Genomic DNA, 23,985 nt, shown 5'->3' on the forward strand with positions numbered 1-23,985 from the left:
TTAAGGTTGCATCAGCCCGGCAGCCAGCGCGTGGCCCATTCGGCGCCCATCAAAAGGCCGGTGCCGAGGGCGCCCAGGATGGTCAGCCAGACGGTGGTGACGGCGCAGCCGGCGAGGACGAACAGGCCGTCGCGTTGGATCAGGCCGACCGACAGCAGGGCCAGGGCGATCGACGGGATGGTGTTGGTCAGCGGCATGACGATGGTGATGGTCGCCAGAATCATGAAGACGGCGGCCAGCTTCTCGCCCGGTCCATCGGCGAAGCGACGCAGGCGGGGGCGAGACAGCCGGTCGATCCAGCCCAGTTTGGTTTCGGCGAAATCGGCCATGGCCTTCAGCCAGGATCCCTTGCCCCGCAGGTTCAGAAACCAGCGCGGCAGCCAAGGCTCCTCGCGCCCGACCAGCATCTGGCCGGCCAGCAGGATGACGATCAGCCCGACCACCTGCGGCACGCCATAGAGGCCCGGCACGAGGCAGGGGATGGAGAGCAGCAGGATCAAGAGGCCGTAGGCGCGCTCGTCCAGCCGGTCGCGGATTTCATGCAGGGTCAGCCCGGCGTCGCCGCCGTCGTCGGCCAGCCGCCGCAGCAGCCGGGTGACATCATGACTGACGTCGTCCTGCTGGGCCGTGGGCGGGGAAGAGGCGGGGGTCGTCATTCAGGCGCTCTAGCAGGTGGACGTGACGGCCGAGGATGACGCAACGCCGCAGGGGTGCTAACGCGCCGTGCCGCCTTAAGGATCGCCATGCTGCGCAAACTCTATGACCGCGTCTTCGACCTGGCGCGCAGCCGCCATGCGACCAAGGCCCTGGCGGTCGTCTCCTTCGCCGAGAGTTCGTTCTTTCCGATCCCGCCCGACGTGATGCTGGCGCCCATGATCCTGGCGCGGCCGCAGAAGGCGTATGTCTACGCTGCGATCTGCACTGTGGCGTCGGTGCTGGGCGGGATCCTCGGTTATGCGATCGGCTATTTCCTGACCGATCTGGGCCTGGCGATCATGCGGGTGCTGGGACACTCGGACGGGCTGGAGCAGTTCCGCGCCTGGTTCGATCAGTGGGGCCTGTGGGTCATCCTGATCAAGGGGCTGACGCCCATTCCCTACAAGCTGGTGACCATCGCCTCGGGCCTTGCGGCGTTCAGCTTTCCGGTCTTCATCGCGGCGTCGGTCGTGACGCGGGGCGGACGGTTCTTCCTGGAGGCGTGGATCCTGAAACGCTGGGGGTCGGCCATGCTGGCGCAGGTCGAAAAGCGGCTGGCGATGTGGAGCGTGATCGGCCTGATCGCGCTGGTCGGGCTGATCGTCGTCCTAAAGCTTCTGTAAGTCGACGGCGCGTTCGGGGCGAGGTAAGACCGTTTCAAGATGATCGATGTCTATCGCCTGCTGACCCGTTGGTGGACCGCCTTCGCCCTGGCCGCGTCGCTGGCCATGCTGGGCGCGGCCCATGCGTTCGAACGGTTCGGCGGCCTTGCGCCCTGCAACCTGTGTCTGAAGCAGCGCGAGGTCTATTGGGGGGCGGTCGTCGTCGCGGTGCTGGCCACGGGCTGGACGCTTTTCAGCGGCGGACGCCGGGGCACGCCGCGTATCGCCGCCTTCCTGCTGGCGGCCGTCTTCGCCACAGGCGCCATCACGGCCATCTTCCACATGGGCGGCGAATACAAATGGTGGGCCCTCCCTGCGACCTGTTCGTCCGTCGGCGGCTCGGTCGATATGGACAGTCTGACGGCCTTGGCCATGGGCACGGGGCCGGTGACCAAGGTGATCGGCTGCGGCGATGTGGCCTGGAGCTGGCTGGGTCTGTCGATGGCAGGATGGAACGCGATCATCGCCTCGGCGCTTGCAGTGTTCAGCCTGCTGGCGGCGAAACGTCCCAAGGACGCCCGCGCGCCCCGGATCGAAAAGGCCTGATGCGATGAGCCATTCCATTCCTCTCCCTCGTCCCGGCCAAGGCGCCGACAAGGCGCGGATGGACGAAATCCTGCGTGTCGACCACGCCGGAGAATATGCGGCCGTCCTGATCTATCGCGCCCAGAAGGCGGTGTTCGAAGGGCGCAAGGGGCGTGACGGCATCGCGCGCGACCTGTCGGAGATGCAGGACCAGGAGGCGGTGCATCTGGCGCGCTTCGAGCGGCTGCTGAACGAGCGGCGGGTGCGGCCCACGGTCATGACGCCCCTGTGGCGCATCGCCGCCTCGGCCCTGGGCGCAGGCACGGCCCTGATGGGTGAAAAGGCGGCGCACGCCTGCACTGAGGCGGTCGAGAGCGTGATCGAGAAACACTATGCCGACCAGATCGCCGAGATCGGCGATCGCGACCCGGCCCTGGCCGCCGAGCTGAAACAGTTCCGCGACGAGGAACTGGCCCACCATGACCACGCCATCGAACACGGCAGCCGCGAAGCGCCCGCCTATCGGCTGCTGTCCGGCGTGATCAAGATGGGCTGCAAGGCGGCGATCAAGATCAGCGAGCGGGTGTAGATTTCTTTCGTCATCCTCCGACGAGCGCAGCGAGATCGGGGGACCCAGCGGCGCCGAAGGCGATGCGTCCGCCACGACGATGTCAGAGAATCGAGTCCGCGACAGGATCGCGCTATCGCGCGCCGCTGGGTCCCCGGTCTGCGCCGCAAGCGGCTTGCCGGAGGATGACGAAATCAATAGATTTCGAACAGCCCGGCCGCGCCCATGCCGCCGCCGATACACATGGTGACGACGCCGTATTTGGCGCCGCGACGCTTGCCTTCGATCAGGACGTGGCCGGTCATGCGGGCGCCGGACATGCCGTAGGGGTGGCCGATGGATATGGCGCCGCCCGAGACGTTCAGACGGTCATCGGGAATGCCCAGCGTGTCCTGGCAATATAGAACCTGTGCCGCGAAGGCCTCGTTCAGTTCCCAGATGCCGATGTCGTCCATCGTCAGGCCGTGGCGCTTCAGCAGTTTGGGCACGGCATAGACCGGGCCGATGCCCATTTCGTCCGGCTCGCAGCCGGCGACGGCCATGCCGCGATAGGCGCCGAGCGGTTGCAGATTACGCTTCACCGCCTCGCCGGCCTCCATGACGACGCAGGCCGAGGCGCCGTCCGACAGTTGCGAGGCGTTGCCGGCGGTGATGAACTCGCCTGTCTGGATTTCCTCGCCGCCGCCGAAGACGGGCTTCAGCGCCTTCAGCCCTTCCAGCGTCGTGTCGGGACGGTTGCCCTCGTCCTTGGACAGGGTGATCTCTTTCGAAGAAGTCTGGCCGGTGGCCTTATCCATGACCAGCATGGTGGTGGTCATGGGCACGATCTCGGCGTCGAAGCGGCCGGCGTCCTGGGCGGCGGCGGTGCGCTGCTGGGATTTCAACGCATATTCGTCCTGTCGGTCGCGGCTGACGCCGTAGCGGCGCGACACAACCTCGGCCGTCTCCAGCATCGACATATAGATGTGGGGCGACAGCTTCAGCAGCGCCTCGTCCTTCATCCGGTACAGGTTCATATTCTGGTTCTGGACCAGGGAGATGGATTCCAGCCCGCCACCGACCGCCATCTTCTGCTGATCGAAGACGACCTGTTTCGCCGCCGTGGCGATGCCCATCAGGCCCGAGGCGCACTGGCGGTCCAGGCTCATGCCGGGAATGGAGGAGGGCAGGCCGGCGGCGAGCGCAATCTGGCGCGCGACGTTGGTGCCGGTCGAACCCTGCTGCAGGGCCGCGCCCATGATCACGTCCTCGATCTCGGCCGGATCGACGCCGGCTCGCTGGACCGCGTGCTTGACCGCATGGGCGCCGAGTTGCTGCGCCTGGGTGTCGTTGAAGGCGCCGCGATAGGCGCGCCCGATGGGCGTACGGGCGGTGGAGACGATGACGGCTTCGCGCATGGGCTTTCCTCCTGGGGCTATCGCCCTTCGGGCTACTTGAGCCCATTCTTGTTTGGCCTATCGCGCTTGGCGCTGCTTGAGGCCGTTCCTGTTTGGCCTACGCGCGCTCGCGCTGTTTGAGGCCGGTTTCCTCTGAAGCGAAGTTAGGCGCCTCACGTGGCGTCAACGCAAGGCGCCTTGTTGCTCAACCGCCGTGCGCCTTCTGCGCCTTGGTCAGTTCGATCATGCCCTGGGCGGCGCCCATCTCCGGCACAATCTCGCCCGCGCGGTCCGAAATGGCGTCGAAGCGGGCGGCGACCTGTTCGGGTGCATCTTCCCCGGTGACAAAGTCGCCTTGCGTCAGGGTGACATAGGCGCGCTCGAATCCGCCGGCGCCGGCGGCCAGGATGGCGCGGCTCGGCGCATCTTTGCTGACCAGATAAAGCAGGCCCGGCGTGACCAGGGCCGGGGCCAACGCCTCCAGCGGCAGGGCGGCGCCCAGATCCTCGGTCATGCGGGTGTGGGCGGTGGGCGCCAGGCAGTTGACGCGGATGTCGTTCTTGGCCCCCTCGATCGACAGGGTCTGCATCAGCCCGACCAGCGCCATCTTGGCCGCGCCATAGTTCGACTGGCCGAAGTTGCCATACAAGCCCGAGGACGAAGTCGTCATCACGATCCGGCCGTAGTTCTGCCCGCGCATGATTTCCCACACGGCCTTGGTGCAGTTGACCGCGCCCATCAGGTGGACATCGACGACGAAGCGGAAATCCTCCATTTCCATCTTTGCGAAGGTCTTGTCGCGCAGGACGCCGGCATTGTTCACCAGGATGTCGATCCGGCCCCATTTCGCCATCGCCTCATCGACCATGGCCTGGACTGCGGCAAAGTCCGTCACCGAGGCTGCGTTGGCTATGGCCTCGCCGCCGGCCGCCTCGATTTCGGCGACGACCGATTCCGCCGCCGTCGCCGACCCGCCCGAACCGTCACGGGCGCCACCCAGGTCGTTGACCACCACCTTGGCCCCGCGCGCCGCGAGAGCGAGCGCGTGTTCGCGCCCCAAGCCGCCGCCGGCCCCCGTTACGATCGCCACCTGTCCGTCAAACCGCATCGCCATAATCCGTCTCCTTTCGCAGGCGCCCAATGTGTTGAAACGGCGCCACAGTCGACACAATCGTAGCTCAAGCGCGGAACCGTGCGCCAGCCACACCGTTCGGCTCGGGAACGCTGTGCCAGTGCGCAGCTTCGCGCAATTCACACAGTGAGGAAGCTATGAAGCTTAAACTTCTCGCCTCTGTCGCCGCAGCCGGGCTGTTCGCAGCCGGCGCCGCATCGGCAGAACCCAATGGCTGGTACGGCGCCATCGACGCCGGCTACCACATGATCGACGATATCAACGCTGAATCGTCCACGACCGGCGCCAACTGGAACTGGGAAGTGAACGACGGCTGGGCGGCGTTCGCTCGCCTTGGCTACCGCTTCAACCCGAACTGGCGCGTTGAACTGGAAGGCGGCTACCGCTCGGGCGACATCGGCACCGTGCGCGCTGTCTCGGGCACGCAGGGCCTGTGCAACCTGACCCCGGCGACGGGCGGCTGCTTCTCGCCCGAAGGCGACATCGAATCCGCCACCCTGATGGCCAACGTCATCTATGACTTCGGCTTCGAATACTGGGGCGTTCGTCCGTTCGTCGGCCTCGGCGCCGGTGTGAACCGCGTCGACACCAACACGATCGGCGCCCTGCGCGCCAACCGTCTGGCCACCTTCGCCGCTGACGACACCTCGACCAAGTTCGCCGCTCAGGCGATCGCCGGTCTGGCCTGGGCCATCGGCGACCGCGCCAACATCGACCTGACCTACCGCTACCTGACGGGCGACGCCAACTTCGCCTCGACGACGGCCGGTACGGGCGTGGGCGCCACGCAGTTCGGCGAATGGGACGGCGACTACGACCAGTCGCACACCGTGACGCTGGGTCTGCGCTACAGCTTCGGTGCGGAAGATGCTCCCCCGCCGCCGCCGCCTCCCCCGCCCCCGCCCCCGCCGCCTCCTCCGCCCCCGCCGCCGCCTCCGCCGGTCGCTCAGACCCCGATGCCTCGTCAGTTCGTCGTCTACTTCGACTGGGATCGCTCGGACCTGACCGCAGAAGCCCGCTCGGTGGTGACGCAGGCCGCCAACTACGCCAAGTCGGGTCGTCCGACGCGCGTCCTGATCGTCGGCTACACCGACACCTCGGGTTCGGCCGCCTATAACCTGGGTCTGTCCAACCGTCGTTCGCGCACCGTCGCTGACGCGCTGGTCGCCTCGGGCGTCAATGGCGGCGTGATCGCCCTCGACGGCAAGGGCGAAACCAACCTGGCCAAGCCGACCGCCGACGGTGTGCGCGAACCGCTCAACCGCCGCGCGACCATCGACATCAACTTCTAAAGCTTTAAGGGAGCTGGTTGGGATCGCCCAACCAGCAACCCGCGAAGCATGGAAGTCGTCGTTCCAAAGACATCGAGCCGTCGTCGCCTTCCCGGCGGCGGCGGCTTTGATGCTAAAAAACAACGCTCAAAGGGCCACGTTTTAAAATTCCTGAACTTCGGGCGTTTTCGATTGATCGCAAAAGGTGGTCGCGACAAAAGGGCGACGATGCCCTTTGTCGACAAACTCTTCGGTTGCAACGGCCGTGCCGAAGCGGTTTCTGTTCAGTTATTGTACCGGTGGGCGTGATGGTGGACGTGCGTTCGTCTTCTCGAGTTCTGTCGGCGCGGCGTCGTCGCCGTTATCGATTAAGGGCAGATGACGTTCGGCCCAGCGTATCTATGCGGCTGCGTACAGCTGCGGTTCCTCAGCCAACGGTCGCCTCTGCATTCCCCGCGACACGACAAGGTGGTCGACATGGCCTGTCGGGCCGTCGTTTCCTGATCGTTTCCGCACCATTCGGATCGTTTGGAGCCGCACTGGCCTCGGTGCTCGAATCGCGCGGCGCGGTCGTCAATCGCATGATCTTCAACGCCGGCGATGCGATGAACTGGCGCAGACCGGGCGGATTGGTCTTCAAGAATACGGCGAAATCCTGGTCCGATGGTCTGGCGCACATCGTCGCGGATTTCAGCGACGTCATCGTCTTTGGCGAGGCCGGCACCTACAACCGCGCGGTTCTGGCGGCGGCCGACACCCTGAACGCTCGTGTCTGGGTTCTGGAAAACGGCTATTTTCGTCCTGATTGGGTCACGGTCGAGCGCAATGGCGTAAACGGCTCCAGCGCGCTGCCACGCTTCCGCGACGGATATCCCGAACCGGCGCCGAAGTTTCTGGAACCCGTCGCAGTCGGGAAGATACTGCCGCACCACGTCGCCAACATCAGCGCCTATCATACGGTGCAGGTCGCGGGAAAAGCGTTCTTCCCAAACTATACCGCGCCTTACGTGTTTTCCCCCCTGAAGCAGTGCCTGGGCCATATCCGGCGCTACGTCAGCTTGGCGTTCCGCCGGCCCGAGAATTGCGATGCCGACATCATAAGGGCCAAGGGCGAGTTTTTCATCGCCTGCCTGCAACGGGAAGGCGACGCGCAACTGCTGCGTTATTCGCGATATGCCGACAACCGCGCCTTCCTGACAGCCGTCATCGCCAGCTTCGCCGCCAAAGCGCCGCTTGAGACGCGTCTTGTTGTCAAGAATCATCCGCTTGATCCTGGCCTAGTCAATCTTCGCGCTGTGACGATGCGGCTTGCTGAGATGCATGGCTTGGCTCGACGTGTCGATTTCATCGATGGCGGTAATCTGGCGGCTCTATGTCGGACGTCGTTAGGGATGGTCGTCAACAACTCGAGCGCCGCCTTATCGGCTTTAGGGTTCCATACGCCGGTCAAGGTGCTGGGAGACGCCTTCTTCGATTTCGAGGGATTGACCGATCAGAAGCCGCTGGACGTCTTCTGGAGTGATCCCGAGGCCCCGGACAGCAGGCTGTTCACGCGCTTCCGCGCTCACGTGATCGCCCAAAGCCAGGTGAACGGCAACTATCACGAGCCCCATGCGATCATTCCGACCGCCAACGGGATCGCCGACGTGTTCGAACGCGCGACGGACTAGGGCGCAATCCCTAACCAGTGTGGCGCCGACACCACCCTCTGTCGCTGTCATATTACCGTTACATAACTGTCGCCCTAGGTTCTGACATCCGCCCTAGAGGGGGCTGGATTGCGACATGTCCGGAACATGTCCTCGACCATTTTCGGTCCACCAGCTGGGGATAGCTTAATGACCTTCCGCAAACTGGCGTACGGCGCTTCGGCCGTCGCCATCATGATGTCCGCCTCGACGGCGGTGTATGCCCAAGAAACCACGGGCGGCATCTCGGGCGCTGTCTATGACGCGGCCGGCGCGCCGGTCGCGGGCGCGACCGTGACGGTGACCCACGAGCCGTCGGGCACCACTTCGACGACCGTTACGGATCAGAACGGCTCGTTCTCGTCGCGCGGTCTGCGCGTCGGCGGCCCGTATACGGTTCGCAGCACCTCGTCGGCGGGCGATGCGGTCGCCCAGGTCGCGACCATCGGTATCGGCACTCCGGCATCGGTTGAGCTGGTTGTCGCCGGTGCTGCGGACAGCGCCGCCCAAGTCGCCGATGTCGTGGTTACGGGCGTCCGCTCCGGCGGTCTGCGCACCTCGCCGCGCAGCAACCTGAACCTGGCGGACATCGAGACGCTTCCGTCGATCGGTCGCGACATCAAGGACATTGTTCGCACCACCCCGTTCGCCACGGTGGATCCCACCAACAACGACGCCCTGTCGATCGGCGGCCAGAACACGCGTTTCAACGCCATCCTGATCGACGGCGTGCGCCAGAACGACGATTTTGGGCTGAACCAGAACGGCTATCCCACGCTCGGTTCGCCGATCTCGCGTTCGGTCATCCAGGCGGTCAGCGTCGATGTGGCGCCTTACGGCGTTCAATACGGCTCCTTCACCGGCGGCGTGGTCAATTCGGTCACCAAGTCCGGCGGCAACGACTTCCACGGTGAACTCTTCTACGAGAAGACCGACCAGGACCTGCGCGGCGAAACCTTCAGCTACGAAGACTTCGTCACCGGCCAACGTCAGAACCGCTCGGTTGTCGGCGAGTTCGAAGAAAAGACCTGGGGCGCCACGCTCAGCGGTCCGATCATCAAGGACCGCCTGTTCTTCCTGCTGAACTACGAAAAGTTCGAGAGCGCCACGCCCGTTCTGTCCGGCCCGCAAGGCGCCGGCCTGCCCAACGAGGCACAGGGCATCACCCAGGCTCAGATTGATCAGGTTCGTCAGATCGCCACGACCGTCTATGGCTATGATCCGCTGGACTGGCGTGCGGGCGCGCTAGAAACCTATGACGAGAAGTACTTCGCCAAGCTGGACTGGAACATCAACGATCGCCATCGCGCCGTCGTCTCCTACCAGCAGACCGAAGGCAGCGACCTGCGCCTGAACAATACGACGACCAGTGGCAACAACATCTCGGTCGGTCTGCTGTCCTCGGCCTATGAGATCGTCACGAACCTGAAGGCCTACAAGGCTCAGCTGTTCTCCGACTGGACCGACCGTTTCTCGACCGAGTTTTCCTTCACGCGCAAGGAAGTCGAAAACATCTCGCAGGGCTTGGCCGGCAACGACTTCGCCGCCATGCAGGTCTATCTGGACTCCCCCTACGGCGCTCAAACCGGCGTTCGTCGCTCGATCCGCTTCGGACCGGAGCGCTCGCGCCACGCCAACGCCCTGACGGTCGACACGACGCAGTACCGCTTCGTCGGCAAGTATGACGCCGGCTTCGGCCACCGCTTCACGGCGGGCATCGAGCGTGAAGAACAGGATATCTTCAACCTGTTCGTGCAGGTCGCGAACGCTGAATACGAGTTCGACTCGATCGCCAGCTTCCAGGCGCGTCAGGCCGCCTCGATCGGCTATTCGAACGCCGCCACGAACAACAAGGCCGATGGCGCCGCCTCGTTCAAATACGCCCAGAACAGCTTCTACTTCCAGGACGAGTGGACGGCGACGCCGAACCTGACGGTCACGGCCGGCCTGCGCTACGACCTCTATACGTCGGATGACAAGCCGCTCCTGAACCCCGGGTTCGTCCAACGCTTCGGCTTTGGCAACGACAAGAACCTGGACGGCGTCGGCATTCTGCAGCCGCGCTTCGCCTTCAACTGGCGCGCGCCGTGGGATGTGACGGTGTATGGCGGCTTCGGTCGCTTCCAGGGCGGTTCGCCGAACGTCTGGATCTCGAACTCCTATTCGAACCCCGGCAACCTGATCGGCTCGTTCCAGTGCAAGATCAGCTCGACGTATCAATCCCAGTTCGCATCCGCCTTCCCCGTCTGCTCCGCCGCGCAGCAGGCCGCGTTGACGAACGTCGATGGTCTGGCCGTCAAGCCTGTCGCTCAGACGGCCGTGACCGCCAGCGCCAATCAGGGCACCGGCAACATCAATCTGATCGATCCGGCCTTCAAGACGCCTTCGATCTGGAAGACCTCGATCGGCGCGACCAAGGCGTTCGATCTCAGCCGCTTCCGTATGGGTGAAGGCTGGAACCTGACGGCCGAATATGTGCACTCGGAACTGCAGGACGCGATCGGTTGGGTCGATCTGTCGCTGGCGCGCACCCAGAACGGCACGGCCCCTGACGGTCGCCCGGTCTTCGGTCCGAACCCGACCCGTGCCGGTCAACAGGTTCTGATGATGACCAACTTCAATGGCGGCCAGACGGATCAGTTCGCTGTCGCTCTGGGCAAGGACTGGTACGACGGTCTGCTGGAAGGTGCGGGCTTCAACCTGTCCTACACCTACCTGGATGTAACCGACCGTTCGCCGGCGACGTCGTCCACCGCCAGCTCCAACTACGGCAACATCGCCCTGTCGGACCCGAACGACCCGACCCTGACGACCTCGAACTATGAAATCGAGCATGCGCTGAAGTTGAACGTCAGCTATTCGCGCGCCTTCTTCGGCGACTACCGCACGCGCATCAACATGTATGCGCAACGCCGTTCGGGCCTGCCGTTCAGCTACACCTTCGGCACCAGCCCGGCGTCGCTTGTCGGCGAATACGTCACCACCCAGCGCCAGCTGCTCTACGTCCCGCAAGTCGACTCCAGCGGCAACGTGACGGCGACCAGCGACCCGCTGGTGCGTTACGGCTCGACCACCTCGGGCGGCGTGACGACGCCGTTCGACCTGGCCGCATTCAACGCCTTCCTCAAGCGCACGGGTCTGATCGACTATGCGGGTTCGATCGCCCCGCGTAACGCCTTCAAGTCGCCCTATGTGACCACCGTCGATATGCACATCGAGCAGGAACTGCCGGCCTTCTTCCCCGGCGGCGCCAAGCTGGTCGGCTATATGGACATCGAAAACCTGGGCAACCTGCTGAACGACGAGTGGGGCGTGATCCAACAGATCGCCTTCCCCTATACGTCGAACAACATCACGGCGACGCGCACGGGCAACCAGTTCTATACCTACAACAGCTTCCAGGACCGTACGCCGGCAACCTTCGGCACGAACTCGGTCTGGCAAATCAAGGTCGGCGTCCGCTATTCGTTCTAAGCGTACGTCTGACTGAAACGATGAAGGGCGGTCCGTTCGCGGGCCGCCCTTTTTCGTGGCTGACGTTGAAGTCGGGGGCGCTTGGGGCCATATGGCGCGGCTCCCAGTTCGGCCCTTCTTGAGGACGCCCGCATGACCGATCCGACTGCTGCCGCCATCCCCGCCGAATGGGCGCCGCACCGCGCCATGTGGGTGGGCTGGCCCAGCCATGCGGAATACTGGTTCGAGGCGCTGGAGCAGGCGCAGGACGAGGTCGAGGGTCTGGTGCGGGCCCTGGCCGGTCCGGGTCACGAGCACGTCAAGCTGATGGTCGGCAAGGCCGAGGTCCTGGCCGACGCCCAGCAGCGCTTTGCGGGTGTGGCCAATGTCGAGGTCGTGCCCGGCGAGTTCGGCGACGTCTGGCTGCGCGACACCGGGCCGATCTTTGGCGCGGGATCCAAAACGGCGGCGGCGTTCAAGTTTAACGGCTGGGGCGGCAAATACGACATGCCGGGCGACGACCTGGTCGCGGGCCAGATTGGCCGACATGCGGGCGTTGACCTGACCTGGAACGACTTTGTCATGGAAGGCGGGTCGCTGGATCACGACGGGGAGGGAACGGTCCTGACCACGCGCCAGTGCCTGCTGAACCCGAACCGCAATCCGGCCTGGAACCAGGACGAGGCTGTCGCGGCGGCGGCGCTGGAGAAGGCGGTCGGCGCCAAGGTGGTGGTGTGGCTGGGCGACGGTTTGTTGAACGATCACACCGATGGGCACGTCGACAACCTGGCGCGGTTCGTCGCGCCGGGCGTGGTCGCCTGCCCGGTCGCCTGGGGGACGAATGACGTCAACGCCGACGTCTATGACGCGACGGCGCGCGATCTGGCCGCCGTGACCGATGCGGCGGGCCGGCGGCTGAAGGTCGTGCGCATCCCGTCGCCGGGCCTGGTGCTGGACGAAGACGAACGCCCGATCCCGGCCAGCCACATGAACTTCCTGATCGCCAATGGCGCGGTGATCGTGCCCACCTATGGCGATGCGCGCGCCGCCGACATGGCCTGTCAGGCGTTGAAGGACGCCTTCCCCGATCGCGAGATCATTCCGCTGCCGTCCAACGCTATCCTGACCGGCGGCGGCTCGTTCCACTGCATCTCCCAGCAGGAGCCAGCATGACCCGCACCATCACCGTCGCCGGCATCCAGACCTCGTATGGCGAGGACATGCAGGCGAACATCGACAAGACCATCGCCTTCGTGCGCGAGGCGGCGGGGCAGGGCGCGCAAGTGATCCTGCCGTCGGAGCTGTTCCAGGGGCCCTATTTCTGCGTGTCGCAGGAAGAGCATTGGTTCGCCCACGCCTATGAATGGCGCGAACATCCGTGCGTCACGGCTATGGCGCCGGTGGCCAAGGAACTGGGCGTGGCCATTCCGGTCTCGATCTTCGAGAAGGACGGGCCGCAATATTACAACTCGCTGGTTATGCTGGATGCCGACGGCGAGGCGCTGGGCGTCTATAGGAAGAGCCATATCCCCGACGGGCCCGGCTATCAGGAGAAGTATTATTTTCGGCCGGGCGATACGGGCTTCAAGGTCTGGAAGACCCGCTTCGGCAAGGTCGGGGTCGGCATCTGCTGGGACCAGTGGTTCCCGGAAGCGGCGCGGGCGATGATGCTGATGGGCGCAGACGTCCTGATGTATCCGACCGCCATCGGCACCGAGCCGCATGATGCGACCCTGCATACGGCCGAGCCCTGGCGCCGCGCCATGCAGGGCCATGCGGTGTCGAACGCCGTGCCGGTCGTCGGCGCCAACCGGATCGGCCATGAGCGCGTGACCGAGGTCGGCCAGACCTTCTACGGCCATTCCTTCATCGCCGACCAACAGGGCGAACTGGTCGAGCAACTGGGCGCCGAGGAGGAGGGGGTGCTGGTGCACCGCTTCGACCTGGACGAACTAGACAAATACCGCGCGGCCTGGGGCTTCTTCCGCGATCGGCGGACGGACCTGTATGGGGCGCTGACGGGCAAGGGCTGATCTAGGCCCGCATCGCCTCGACCGCCGCGATCAGTCGGTCGAGGTCCGCCGGCGTCGAAAGCCGGTGATCGCCGCCGTCGATCAGGTCCAGGCGCACGTCGCCGCCCGTCAGACGTTCGACCAACTCCACCTGATGTCGCCACGGCACGACGTCGTCGGCTCGGCCTTGCAGAACGTGGACCGGGGCGGCGATGTCGATCACGCCGTCCAGCAGCAGCCAGTCGCGCGCTTCCTCGAACATCCGACGCGTCAGGACATATTCGCCCAGACCCTCCTCGACGATCAGGGTTTCGCCCTCGCGCAGGATGGCCTGACGCTCGTGGTCCGCCAGGCCGGGCCACATCAGCCGTTCGGTGAAGTCCTGGGCCGGATTGACCAGGACCAGCCCCTTGATCCGGTCCGGCCGCGCCAGGATCGCCAGCAGCGAGACCCAGCCGCCCATCGAGGAGCCGACCGGAATGACCGGGCCGGACAGGCTGTCGATCAGAGCGACGGCATCCTCGCGCCAGCGGCCGATGGTGGCCTGTCTCCAGTCGCCGGAGGACTGGCCGTGGGCGAAATGGTCGTAGCGGACGAAGTTCCAGCCACGTTCGCGTGCGGCGACGTCCAGGGCCAGGGCCTTGGTCCCCTCCATGTCCGAACGAAAGCCGCCGATCCAGATCACGGTCGGGCCGTCGCCTTCGACGCGTTTGAAGGCCAGGGTTTCGCCGTCGGGGCGGGACAGATGCTGGATGTCGTTCATGGCGCCGTTCTGCCCGGACTTTCCGCCGTCGTCACCCTTGACCGCGACGCGCGATGGCGGAACACAGACCCATGTCCGCACCCCAGGTCCTGTTCGTCACCTCCAACCGCATCGGCGACTGCGTCATCTCGTCGGGCGTGATCCGCGAGATCGCGCGTCAGGTCCCGGGGGCCGAGATCACCGTCGCCTGCGGGCGGCCGCCCGCGCCCTTCTTCCGCAATGCGCCGGGCGTCGTGCGCACCATCGTGCTGGACAAGAAGAAGCTGTCTGGCCACTGGCTCGATCTGTGGAAACAGGTCGTCGGCACGCGCTGGGACCTGGTCATCGACATTCGGGGTTCGGCGCTCAGCTATCTGATCCCGGCGAAGCGGCGCATCGTCTATAACCGCTCGTGGGAGACGGGCCTGCGCAAGGTGGAGATGGTGTCGCGCCTGATGGGTTCGCCGACACCGCTGGATCCCGAAATCTTCCTGGACGATCAGGCGCGGGCCGAGGCCGCAGCCGTCATCGATCCGCAGCTGGCGGGCGGCGCGGGTACGGGGCCGATCATCGCTCTGGCGCCCATTGCGCACCAGCCGGGCAAGAGCTGGCCCGCCGACCGCTGGGGCGCGCTGGTCGAGAAGCTGAAGGCCGAGCCGCGCTTTGACGGCTGGCGCTTCATGCCGGTGGGCGGACCGGGCGACCGGCCACCCGCGACCCCGGCCCTAGAAGCTGCAGGGCCGCGTGGAATCGATTTCGTCGGCAAGGGCGACATCCTGGCCTCGGCCGCCGCCATCGACCGGGCCGATCTGTTTGTCGGCAACGATTCGGGTCTGATGCACGTCTCGGCCGCGCTGGGCCGTCCGACCCTCGGTCTGTTCGGTCCGACGGAGTGGTGGCTGTATGGGCCGTGGGGGCCCAAGACGCGAACCGCAGCGTCCAACGAGACCCGCGGCCAGTTTGCGCCGATCGAGGACCTGACGGTAGATCACGTCTTCGACGCGGTGTTGGCGCTACATGACGCCTACATCGTCGAAACGCCTGCGAACCCTTGAAAAATCGGGGCTCGCGGGGCATATTGCCGGCCTTGAGGGGAACGTGGCGATCGCCGCGTGCATTCGCTCATCACGACATACGCCTTCTCTGACCACATAAGGAAACGACGCCCATTCGCCGTCCCATGCAAGCGCCACCCGTGAAAGACGGGCCGCGTATGAACCAGGATATCCGCGCCCCTCGCGTTCTGCTCATCGACCAGAACGGCGAAAAACAGGGCGTCATGCCCACCTCCGCTGCTCTGGAAGCCGCCGAGGAAGCCGGGATGGACCTGGTCGAGATCGTCTCCACCTCCGAGCCGCCGGTGGCCAAGATCCTCGATTACGGCAAGCACCGTTTCCAGGAACAGAAGAAGAAGGCCGAGCAGCGCAAGCGCCAGAAGGTCGTCGAGCTGAAGGAGATCAAACTCCGTCCGAACATCGACACCCACGACTATGAGGTGAAGGCCAAGGCCATGCACCGCTTCTTCGAGGAAGGCGACAAGGTCAAGGTCACCCTGCGCTTCCGCGGTCGCGAAATGGCGCACCCCGAACTGGGCATGAAGCTGCTGAACAAGGTCCAGGCCGATTTCGACGAAATCGCCAAGGTCGAGTTTGCGCCCAAGATGGAAGGCCGCCAGATGATCATGATCCTGGCTCCGCGCTGATCGCGATCCATCGCTGAATGCCAAACGCCCCGGTCCCGCGACCGGGGCGTTTTTCGTTTCCACATCTGCCGCTTGCGTAAATCTGCGTCTTCTGGTTGAGCTTAGCCGTAAGTGGGGGCGTTCATGCTGAAATCTGGTCTGTCGCGGTTGATCCTAGCCATGGTGAGTGCCGCCGCCCTGATGGGTGGCTTGGCTCCGGCGGCCCTCGCACAGGACCCGCCTCCACCCATCGATGTGTATGCCGCTTCTCCGGCCGTGGAATTGATGGAGCTGTCGCCCAGCGGAACGCTCATTGCCCGCATCGCGGTGACCGGTGAAGAGCGCGCCATCGCGGTGACGAATATTGACACGGGCGAGCATCTTTTCGCCTCGACCATCGGTGAGGCGAAGGTCCGCGATCTGCGGTGGATCGGTGAAGACAAGGTGGTGATTATCAGCTCCCAGACGCGTGCACTGCACCTGTTAGGCATCCCGCGGTCCGAGCTTTATTTCGGCGTAATACTTGACCTCAAGACCCAGAAGCTGGCGCGTGTTTTGGACCGCACGGACGATGTTCTTCCGGTTCTTTATGGCGGCGCCCAGATCCGCGACACCGCCCAAGGGCCTGCGCTGTTCGCGCGTGCATTCAATCTTTACAGCGGCCAGGTCGATCTCTTCCGAATCGACCTGAACTCGGGCCGAGGGCGGTCTGTCGCGCCTATGGACTGGGACACCGAAGACTATGTGTTGGATGCCGAGGGCGCCGTTATCGCCATGTCGACCTATGTCGAGCGTAGCGGTCGCTGGACCTTGATGCTGCCGAACGGCCGTCGCTTGCGCGATGCCTGGTCGGTGAACGCTCCACTCGATTCTCCGGCGTTGCTCGGCATGGGGCGAACGCCGCGCACGGTTCTTGTCGCCGCGGATCGGCCTGATCTCGCCGCCGCCGATCCGGAGAGCGAAACGGCCAACAATCTGTTCGAGGTCGATGTCGACACGGGTGTCTGGACCGAACTGCCATTCGAGCATCACCCCGACAACCTTTTGCGTCATCCTAAGACCCGCCTCCTGATCGGCGGGTCACGCACCGAAGACGATGGCGTGCGCTACGAGTTCATCGAGCCCGCTTCCGCCAGCCGATGGCGTTCCATCACGCGGGCCTTCGGCGAAAAGGCGCCGCAGTTGGTGTCCTGGAATGTAGATCAAAAGCGGATTCTTGTGTTCACCAACTCTGCCGAATCCGGCCTCTATCAACTCGTTGATTTCGACAGGCGAACGGCCGACGCCCTGGCCTTCGCCTATCCAGACATTCCGCCCGAAAAGGTGGGCGCTGTGCGGCACATTCGTTACGCCGCCGCAGATGGGCTGGACATTCCGGGCTATCTGACCCTGCCGCCTGGCGTCGCAACGCCGGAGAAACTGCCGCTGATCGTGCTGGCCCATGGCGGCCCCGCGTCGCGCGACGTCATGGGATTTGACTGGTGGGCCCAGGCGCTGGCGTCGCGCGGTTATGCGGTGCTGCAGGCGAACTTCCGTGGATCGGACGGCTATACGCGGGCCTTCATGGAGGCCGGCTATGGCGAATGGGGCCGCAAGATGCAGACGGATCTGTCGGACGGCGTGCGTTTCCTGACAGAGCAGGGCATCGTCGATCCCGAACGCGTGTGCATCGTCGGCGCAAGCTACGGCGGCTATGCCGCCATGGCGGGTTTGACCCTGGACAAGGGAGTCTATCGCTGTGGAGTCGCTGTCGCCGGCGTGTCCGACCTGCGCCGCATGGTCAACTGGGAGGCGCGCCAGGAAGGACGGCGCGAAAGTCAGACCGTTCGCTACTGGAACCGGTTCATGGGCGCGGCGCGTCTGAACGACCGGGCGCTGGACGCTCTATCGCCGGCCTATCTGGCCGACACGGTCGATAAACCGTTGCTGCTTATCCATGGCCGCGACGATACGGTGGTGGCGATCGAGCAAAGCCGCGTCATGGCCGAGGCGATGAAGCGGGCAGGCAAGCCGGTCGAACTGATCGAACTGGCCGGCGAGGACCATTGGCTGTCGAGCGCCGACACGCGCCAGCAGATGCTGCGTGAGACGGTGCGGTTTCTTGCGGCCAACAATCCAGTCGATTGAGGCAGGGTGTCGCGCTAAGGCTGCGACATGACCGTGAACCCGACCCCGCCCAAGCTCAAGACACCGGCGCTGGCCGTGCTGTTTGCGACGGTGTTCATCAATCTGGTCGGGTTCGGGCTGGTGGTGCCGTTGCTGCCGTTCTTCGCCCAGAGCCTGAAGGCTGAGGCGTGGCAGATCACGCTTATGTTCTCGGCCTATTCGTTGGGTCAGTTCTTCGCCGAGCCGTTCTGGGGGCGGCTGTCGGACCGGATCGGGCGAAAGCCCGTGCTGTTGATGACCCTGATCGCCAATGCGATGGGCTATTTGATGCTGGCCTTCGTGCCCAACATCTGGCTGGCGATCGCGGTCAGGCTGTTCACCGGCCTAGGCGCCGGCAATATCTCGACGGTTCAGGGGTATGTGGCCGATGTGACCCCGCCCGAGCAGAGGGCCGGGCGGATGGGTCTGATCGGGGCCGCGTTCGGTCTGGGCTTCATCGTCGGACCGGGCTTGGGCGGATTGCTGACGCAGCCGCAGCTGGGACGGCTGGGCTATCAGCTGCCGATCTTCCTGGCGGCGGCGCTGGCGGCGGTCGCGGCGGTCGGCGTCGTCGTCTTTCTGCGCGAAAGCCGGGCCAAGGCCGACCCCGCCGCCCCGCGCCCGGCCTTCCTGGCGGGGCTGAAGGATGCGCGCGACAATGCCGTGGTGTCGCGCGTGCTGGTCGTGACCCTGATCTATATGGCCGGGTTTTCGGCGATGGAAAGCGTGTTCGGCCTGTGGTCCGAGAGCCGCTATCAATGGGGCGCGCGCGAGGTGGGGCTCAGCTTCATGATCGTGGGCATCGTCTCGACGCTGAACCAGGGGTTCTTCGCCGGGCGGCTGGCGCGGCGCTTCGGCGAATCGCGCGTGCTGGCCACCGGCATGCTGCTGTTTGGCACCTCGCTGGTGTTGCAGGTGCTGGCCCCGGTCGCGTGGTTCCCCGCGACGCGGCTTGAGCTCGGCGCCCTGACGATCCCGGTCGTCCAGGGCTGGATCATTCCGATCGTGATGGCGATCGGCGCGTGCGGCATGTCGCTGGCCATGCCCAACATCTCGGCCATGATCAGCCGCGCCTCGCCGCCGGATCGGCAGGGGGCCATGCTGGGTCTGAACATGGCCTCCAGCTCGGTGGCGCGCATCTTCGGGCCGATGATCGCGGGCGCGCTGTTCTCGGGGTTGGGGCATGACTGGCCCTTCGTGATCGGGGCGTTGCTGACCATCCCGGCGGCCCTGATGGCGATCAACGCCGGGCGCGTCATTCGCAGCAGCGAGGGCGGCGTCAAAGCCCCTGCCTGACTCATCTTGCAATGGCGGCGCTCTTCACGTAGAAGCCGCGCCTTCGCGTACCGAACCGCCAGGCGAACAGGCATGCCTGGGCGGTTCTTAAACTCTGGAGAGATACCTCCCACGGGCTCAAGCAGTCCAAAGGACGGTCGCCCTCCAAAAAGGAGACTGAAATGCCGAAACTGAAGACGAAGTCGGGCGCCAAGAAGCGCTTCAAATTCACGGCCACTGGCAAGGTTAAGGCCGGCGTTGCGGGCAAGCGTCACCGCTTGATCAGCCACAACTCGAAATACATCCGCCAGAACCGCGGCACCTCGGTCATGGCCGACGCCGACGCCAAGAAGATCAAATCCTACATGCCGTACGCCTGATCGGCGCGCGCTGTACGACTGATCTCCATCCCAAAGAATTTGAAGGAATAGCGACATGGCTCGCGTTAAACGTGGCGTAACCTCGCACGCCAAGCACAAGAAGGTTCTGGAGCAGGCCAAGGGCTTCTCCGGCCGCCGCAAGAATACCATCCGTACGGCCAAGGCCGCCGTCGACCGCGCCGGGCAATACGCCTATCGCGACCGTCGCGCTAAGAAGCGCAACTTCCGCGCCCTGTGGATTCAGCGCATCAACGCCGCCGCTCGTCTGGAAGGCTTCACCTACAGCCAGTTCATCAACGGCCTGAACAAGGCCGGCATCGAACTGGACCGTAAGGTTCTGGCCGCGATCGCCGCCGACGCGACCGGCTTCAAGGCCGTCGCCGACAAGGTCCGCGCCGCCCTGGCGTAATCGCCAAAGTCATCGCGACCAAGATCAACGCCCGCCCCGGTTTTCCGGGGCGGGCGTTCTTCGTTTCCGGGGCGTGGGTCAGGCCGCTTCGGCAATGTCCTGCGGCTGTGCCTGAGATTGGGCCTGAGATTGGTCCTGAGCCAAAACCATGCGGATGGCGTTCAGCAGGGCGTCGGGCTGGATCGGCTTTTGCGCCACGCCGTTCATGCCGGCGGCGATATAGTCCAGCTCGTCGCGCTCGTCGGCGTTCGCCGTCAGGGCCAGGATCGGCAGGGCGCCGGCCGGACCGGGCAGGGCGCGGATAGCCCGCGTCGCGGCGACGCCGTCCATCACCGGCATCTTGATGTCCATCAGGGCTAGGTCGAACGGACGGGCCACTACGGCGTCCACCGCCTCGCGCCCGTTCTCGGCCATCTCGCAGGTGCAGCCGAACATCTCCAGCAGCTTGCCGGCGACGAAGCGGTTGGTGGCGTTGTCGTCCACCACCAGCACATGCAGGGTGTCGTGCGGCGTCGGCTCGGCCATGGCGGGGGCGGCCGCTGCGCTCTCGGTCGCGACACGCAGCGGCAGGCGCACCTGAAAGCGCGCGCCGCCCTGGGGCGAGGCGCCCAGCGAGATCGCGCCGCCCATCCGTTCGGCGATCTGTCGGCAGATGGCCAGGCCCAGGCCCGCGCCCGCCCCCTCGCGTCCGGCCTTTCCGGTGTTGAACGGATCAAAGATGGTCGCGGCCGCCGCCTCGGGCACACCAGGGCCGCTGTCGTCCACGGTGAAGATGACCTCGCCGTCGGAACGGCTTTCGATCAGGGCCACGACCTCGCCCGTCAGGGTGAACTTCAAGGCGTTGCCGATCAGGTTGTTCAGCAGCTGCTTCAACCGCATCCCGTCGGCCTGAACGCAAGGAACGGCCAGGTCGGTGCGGATGGTCAGGGCCAGGGCCTTTTCGTCGGCCCGCGCGCGCCACAGGGCGTCGATGTCGAAGGTGACGGCCGACAGGTCCAGCGGCTCCTCCTCCAGCGTCAGCATGCCGGCCGAGGCGCGTGACATGTCCAGCGCGTCGGTCAGCAGCCGCAGCAGGCTCTGGCCCGAATCGATTACGGTGCGGACGTAGGGACGCAGCTCTTCCTGCTCCAGCTTCTTGTCCATCAGGGCCGCGACGCCCAGCACCCCGTTCAGGGGCGTGCGGATCTCGTGGCTCATTACCGCCAGAAACTCGGACTTGGCCCGGCTGGAGGCGACGGCCTCGGCCTCGGCCAGCGCCAGGTCGCGGGCCAGGGCGCTCATCTCCTCGGCCCGCTGGCGGTGCAGGGCCGCGCCCGCCTGAACCACCTGCAACGCTGTGCCGACGCCGACGTAGCGGCCGCCCGCCACCACGATGAAGCCGGTCAGCAGGGCGCCCAGTTCGGCGGCCCCGTAAGCCTGGAAGAAGGCCTCGGCGCTGGTCGCCGCCTCCGCCACCGGCGCATTGCGGTCCATCAGGCTTTCGGCGGGCTTTCGGGCATAAAGGGCGCGTCCGAACTCGGCCGCCATCCTCAGGGTGAAGGCGTTGCGCTCGATGATGCCGAGGGGTCGCCCATCGTCGTCGACGACGGCCAGGGCCAGGGTGTTCGGCTCGGTCTGGAACCGTTCGAACACATCGGCGCCCAGCGTGGACGGGGCCACGGGTGCGATCAAGTCGACGAAATCACCGATCAGCGGCATCAAGGTCCTCGCAAGTCCGGAGGCCTGATTAGACGGCGATATTTAACGCCAGCTTTGCCGTTCATGAACCTTTCGCGGCGGCTTTTCGACAGTCGATCCGTGGGCGGATGGAAAGTCGCTGTCGCGCGACATATTCCCTTGGGGCCGCGGCTTCGATAGCCTCGCCGCATGATGCGCACCCTGATCTGCGGCCTGGCCGCGGCCTTCGCCCTGATCACGCCCGCCGCCGCGCAGGATCGACGCATCGCCGTGACTTTCGACGACTTGCCGTTCCAGACGGATGCGGCGACCCTGTGCGATCCGGCGCGGCTGATGACGATCACCCAGGATTTCGTCGCCATGCTGAAGCCGCTGGACACGCACGGCACAGCCTTCGTCAATGCGGGCAAGGTGTGTGAGGCCGAGCGCGCCACGATCCTGCCGCGCGTGCTGGACGTCTGGCTGGACGCCGGTCTGGACCTGGGCAACCACACCAACACCCATCTGAACATCCACTCGACGACGGTTGAGGCCTATCTGGCCGATGTGGACGCCGGGGCGCCGATCTTACGCGACGTGCTGGCGGCGCGGGGGCAGTCCTTGCGCTGGTTCCGTCACCCCTATCTGTTCACCGGCGAGACGCAGGCGAAGCACGACGCCATCGCCGCCGGCCTGGCCCAGCGCGGCTATACGATCGCGCCGGTGACCCTCGACAACAACGACTGGATGTTCGCCGACGTCTATCGCAAGGCCGAGCAGATCGGCGATCAGGCGCTGATGCAGCGCATCGGTCAGGCCTATGTAGCGCATATGGCGACGGTGCTGGACTTCTTCGAACCCTACAGCGCCGAGGTGGCGGGCGGGCGTGAACCGGCGCAGGTGCTGTTGCTGCACGCCAACACCCTGAACCAGGCCTGGTATCCGCAGATCCACGCCCTTTATCTGGCGCGCGGCTATCGCTTCGTGCCGCTGCAAGAGGCGCTGGCCGATCCGATCTATCAGCACCCTGACACCTATGTCCGCGCCAACGGAATCTCGTGGCTGCATCGCTGGATGCAGACCGACGGCCGGCCCATCCGCTGGGAGCCGGAACCGCCCGCCTGGATCGTTGCGGCCAACAAGGCGCCGGCGTCGGAACTTCAGGCCATCGCATCGGCCCGTTGAAGGGTGACGAACGCGCGCGAGAACGCTAAGGCACAGCGCAAATGACCGATCTCGCCACACTCGAACTCGACCTGATCAACGCCATTGGCGGCGCGGAAACCGTCGCCGCCCTGGAAGAGGTGCGCGTCGCCGCCCTGGGCAAGTCCGGCTCCGTCTCCGGCCTGCTGAAGGGCATGGGCGCCATGAGCCCCGACGAACGCCGTGAACAGGGGCCGATGATCAACGGCCTGCGCGACCGCGTCGCCGCCGCCATCGCCGCGAAGAAGACCGCGCTGGAAGCCGCCGAGCTGGACGCGCGTCTGCTGTCGGAACGCATCGACCTGACCCTGCCGGCGCGGCCGCGCAGGAAGGGCGGGGTCCACCCGACCATGCAGGTGATGGACGAGATGATCGCCCTGTTCGCCGAGATGGGCTTCGCCGTGGCCGAAGGTCCGGACATCGAGGACGACTTCCACAACTTCACCGCCCTGAACTTCCCGCCCAAACACCCGGCGCGGGAAATGCACGACACCTTCTTCCTGAAGCCGGACCCCGAGACGGGCGAGCGCAAGGTGCTGCGCACCCACACGTCCCCGGTGCAGGTCCGCACCATGATGTCCCAGAAGCCGCCGATCCGCATCGTCGCCCCGGGCCGCACCTTCCGCAAGGATTCCGACGCCACCCACACGCCGATGTTCCACCAGATCGAGGGTCTGGTGATCGACCGCGACATTCACATGGGCCACCTGAAGACCACGCTTCAGACCTTCATCGCCCGCTTCTTCGAACTGGACGCGGTCCAGGCGCGCTTCCGTCCGCACCACTTCCCCTTCACCGAACCCTCGGCCGAGATGGACATCCGCTGCGATCGTTCGGGCGGGAAACTGGTGTTCAACACCGGCGACGACTGGCTGGAGATTCTGGGCTGCGGGATGGTGCATCCCAATGTGCTCAGGAACTGCGGCATCGACCCCGATGAATATCAGGGCTTCGCCTTCGGCATGGGGGTCGATCGCCTGGCCATGCTGAAATACGGCGTGCCCGACCTGCGCCCCATGTTCGACGCCGACACCCGCTGGCTGTCCCACTACGGCTTCTCGGCCTTCGCCGCCCCCAACCCGGCCTCGGGCCTGAGCTGAACGAGTTTCAA

22 protein-coding genes are annotated in these 23,985 nt (G+C 65.3%); 17 read left to right on the forward strand and 5 right to left on the reverse strand.

Annotated features, from left to right (window positions below):
- Positions 1 to 11: 11 nt before the first annotated feature.
- On the reverse strand, positions 12 to 656 hold the full coding sequence (locus KAK88_RS03700) for an exopolysaccharide biosynthesis protein (protein WP_242077916.1): 645 nt from the start codon (positions 654 to 656) through the stop codon (positions 12 to 14).
- Between the two features lie 87 nt (positions 657 to 743).
- Here KAK88_RS03700 and KAK88_RS03705 point away from each other — a divergent pair, with 87 nt between their 5' ends.
- From KAK88_RS03705 to KAK88_RS03715, 3 genes are read left to right on the forward strand one after another with little or no spacing between them, the layout of a single operon-like run.
- The gene (locus KAK88_RS03705) at positions 744 to 1,319 is read left to right on the forward strand and encodes a YqaA family protein (RefSeq protein ID WP_242077917.1); all 576 of its coding nucleotides are present in this window, start codon (positions 744 to 746) and stop codon (positions 1,317 to 1,319) included.
- A gap of 39 nt (positions 1,320 to 1,358) precedes the next feature.
- The gene (locus KAK88_RS03710) at positions 1,359 to 1,904 is read left to right on the forward strand and encodes a disulfide bond formation protein B (protein ID WP_039246047.1); all 546 of its coding nucleotides are present in this window, start codon (positions 1,359 to 1,361) and stop codon (positions 1,902 to 1,904) included.
- Between the two features lie 4 nt (positions 1,905 to 1,908).
- Positions 1,909 to 2,472, forward strand: coding sequence for a demethoxyubiquinone hydroxylase family protein (locus KAK88_RS03715; RefSeq protein ID WP_039246048.1), 564 nt, complete (start codon positions 1,909 to 1,911; stop codon positions 2,470 to 2,472).
- Positions 2,473 to 2,645: 173 nt separating this feature from the next.
- Here KAK88_RS03715 and KAK88_RS03720 read toward each other — a convergent pair whose 3' ends face one another.
- Both KAK88_RS03720 and KAK88_RS03725 read right to left on the reverse strand, forming a co-directional pair.
- Complete coding sequence (locus tag KAK88_RS03720) at positions 2,646 to 3,848, reverse strand: acetyl-CoA C-acyltransferase (protein WP_242077918.1); 1,203 nt, start codon at positions 3,846 to 3,848, stop codon at positions 2,646 to 2,648.
- A 184-nt stretch (positions 3,849 to 4,032) separates the two neighbouring features.
- The gene (locus KAK88_RS03725; protein ID WP_242077919.1) at positions 4,033 to 4,941 is read right to left on the reverse strand and encodes an SDR family NAD(P)-dependent oxidoreductase; all 909 of its coding nucleotides are present in this window, start codon (positions 4,939 to 4,941) and stop codon (positions 4,033 to 4,035) included.
- 155 nt (positions 4,942 to 5,096) lie between these two features.
- Between KAK88_RS03725 and KAK88_RS03730 the strand changes: the two genes are divergently transcribed.
- The 6 genes from KAK88_RS03730 to aguB all read left to right on the forward strand — a co-directional run bounded on the left by KAK88_RS03730 (position 5,097) and on the right by aguB (position 13,404).
- Positions 5,097 to 6,251 (forward strand): OmpA family protein, encoded by a 1,155-nt coding sequence (locus KAK88_RS03730; RefSeq protein WP_165115310.1) that lies wholly within the window; start codon positions 5,097 to 5,099, stop codon positions 6,249 to 6,251.
- Positions 6,252 to 6,299: 48 nt separating this feature from the next.
- Positions 6,300 to 6,539 (forward strand): hypothetical protein, encoded by a 240-nt coding sequence (locus tag KAK88_RS03735; RefSeq protein WP_242077920.1) that lies wholly within the window; start codon positions 6,300 to 6,302, stop codon positions 6,537 to 6,539.
- Entirely contained in the window at positions 6,539 to 7,900 is a 1,362-nt protein-coding gene (locus KAK88_RS03740; protein ID WP_242077921.1) for a capsular biosynthesis protein, read from the forward strand. The genes KAK88_RS03735 and KAK88_RS03740 overlap by 1 nt, the downstream gene beginning before the upstream one ends.
- 168 nt (positions 7,901 to 8,068) lie before the next feature.
- Positions 8,069 to 11,392 (forward strand): TonB-dependent receptor, encoded by a 3,324-nt coding sequence (locus KAK88_RS03745; RefSeq protein WP_242077922.1) that lies wholly within the window; start codon positions 8,069 to 8,071, stop codon positions 11,390 to 11,392.
- 132 nt (positions 11,393 to 11,524) lie between these two features.
- Positions 11,525 to 12,544, forward strand: a complete 1,020-nt coding sequence (locus KAK88_RS03750) for an agmatine deiminase family protein (RefSeq protein WP_242077923.1) — start codon at positions 11,525 to 11,527, stop codon at positions 12,542 to 12,544.
- The gene (gene aguB / locus KAK88_RS03755; RefSeq protein WP_242077924.1) at positions 12,541 to 13,404 is read left to right on the forward strand and encodes an N-carbamoylputrescine amidase; all 864 of its coding nucleotides are present in this window, start codon (positions 12,541 to 12,543) and stop codon (positions 13,402 to 13,404) included. Before KAK88_RS03750 ends, aguB begins: the two co-directional genes overlap by 4 nt.
- 1 nt (position 13,405) lies before the next feature.
- Here the strand turns inward: aguB and KAK88_RS03760 are convergent, their stop codons facing one another.
- Positions 13,406 to 14,146 (reverse strand): alpha/beta fold hydrolase, encoded by a 741-nt coding sequence (locus KAK88_RS03760; RefSeq protein WP_242077925.1) that lies wholly within the window; start codon positions 14,144 to 14,146, stop codon positions 13,406 to 13,408.
- Positions 14,147 to 14,217: 71 nt separating this feature from the next.
- On the opposite strand from KAK88_RS03760, the gene KAK88_RS03765 reads away from it, so the two are divergent.
- The 6 genes from KAK88_RS03765 to rplT all read left to right on the forward strand — a co-directional run bounded on the left by KAK88_RS03765 (position 14,218) and on the right by rplT (position 20,015).
- Complete coding sequence (locus KAK88_RS03765) at positions 14,218 to 15,180, forward strand: glycosyltransferase family 9 protein (RefSeq protein ID WP_242077926.1); 963 nt, start codon at positions 14,218 to 14,220, stop codon at positions 15,178 to 15,180.
- A gap of 125 nt (positions 15,181 to 15,305) precedes the next feature.
- Positions 15,306 to 15,827: a translation initiation factor IF-3 gene (gene infC / locus KAK88_RS03770; protein ID WP_242077927.1), complete on the forward strand. Its 522-nt coding sequence runs from the start codon at positions 15,306 to 15,308 to the stop codon at positions 15,825 to 15,827.
- Positions 15,828 to 15,950: 123 nt separating this feature from the next.
- Complete coding sequence (locus KAK88_RS03775) at positions 15,951 to 17,933, forward strand: alpha/beta hydrolase family protein (protein ID WP_242077928.1); 1,983 nt, start codon at positions 15,951 to 15,953, stop codon at positions 17,931 to 17,933.
- A gap of 27 nt (positions 17,934 to 17,960) precedes the next feature.
- Positions 17,961 to 19,247, forward strand: a complete 1,287-nt coding sequence (locus KAK88_RS03780; protein WP_242077929.1) for an MFS transporter — start codon at positions 17,961 to 17,963, stop codon at positions 19,245 to 19,247.
- 161 nt (positions 19,248 to 19,408) lie between these two features.
- Positions 19,409 to 19,606, forward strand: a complete 198-nt coding sequence (rpmI, locus tag KAK88_RS03785; RefSeq protein WP_003166435.1) for a 50S ribosomal protein L35 — start codon at positions 19,409 to 19,411, stop codon at positions 19,604 to 19,606.
- Positions 19,607 to 19,661: 55 nt separating this feature from the next.
- Positions 19,662 to 20,015: a 50S ribosomal protein L20 gene (rplT, locus tag KAK88_RS03790; protein ID WP_017506327.1), complete on the forward strand. Its 354-nt coding sequence runs from the start codon at positions 19,662 to 19,664 to the stop codon at positions 20,013 to 20,015.
- Positions 20,016 to 20,093: 78 nt separating this feature from the next.
- Here rplT and KAK88_RS03795 read toward each other — a convergent pair whose 3' ends face one another.
- Entirely contained in the window at positions 20,094 to 21,713 is a 1,620-nt protein-coding gene (locus tag KAK88_RS03795; RefSeq protein WP_242077930.1) for an ATP-binding protein, read from the reverse strand.
- A gap of 168 nt (positions 21,714 to 21,881) precedes the next feature.
- Between KAK88_RS03795 and KAK88_RS03800 the strand changes: the two genes are divergently transcribed.
- Both KAK88_RS03800 and pheS read left to right on the forward strand, forming a co-directional pair.
- On the forward strand, positions 21,882 to 22,856 hold the full coding sequence (locus KAK88_RS03800; RefSeq protein WP_242077931.1) for a polysaccharide deacetylase family protein: 975 nt from the start codon (positions 21,882 to 21,884) through the stop codon (positions 22,854 to 22,856).
- A gap of 41 nt (positions 22,857 to 22,897) precedes the next feature.
- A complete protein-coding gene (gene pheS, locus KAK88_RS03805) occupies positions 22,898 to 23,974 on the forward strand; it encodes a phenylalanine--tRNA ligase subunit alpha (RefSeq protein ID WP_091748933.1) in 1,077 nt (358 codons plus the stop codon).
- The last annotated feature ends 11 nt before the right edge of the window (positions 23,975 to 23,985 follow it).

It is taken from the genome of Brevundimonas diminuta, from assembly GCF_022654015.1.
Taxonomy (GTDB): Bacteria; Pseudomonadota; Alphaproteobacteria; order Caulobacterales; family Caulobacteraceae; genus Brevundimonas; species Brevundimonas diminuta_C.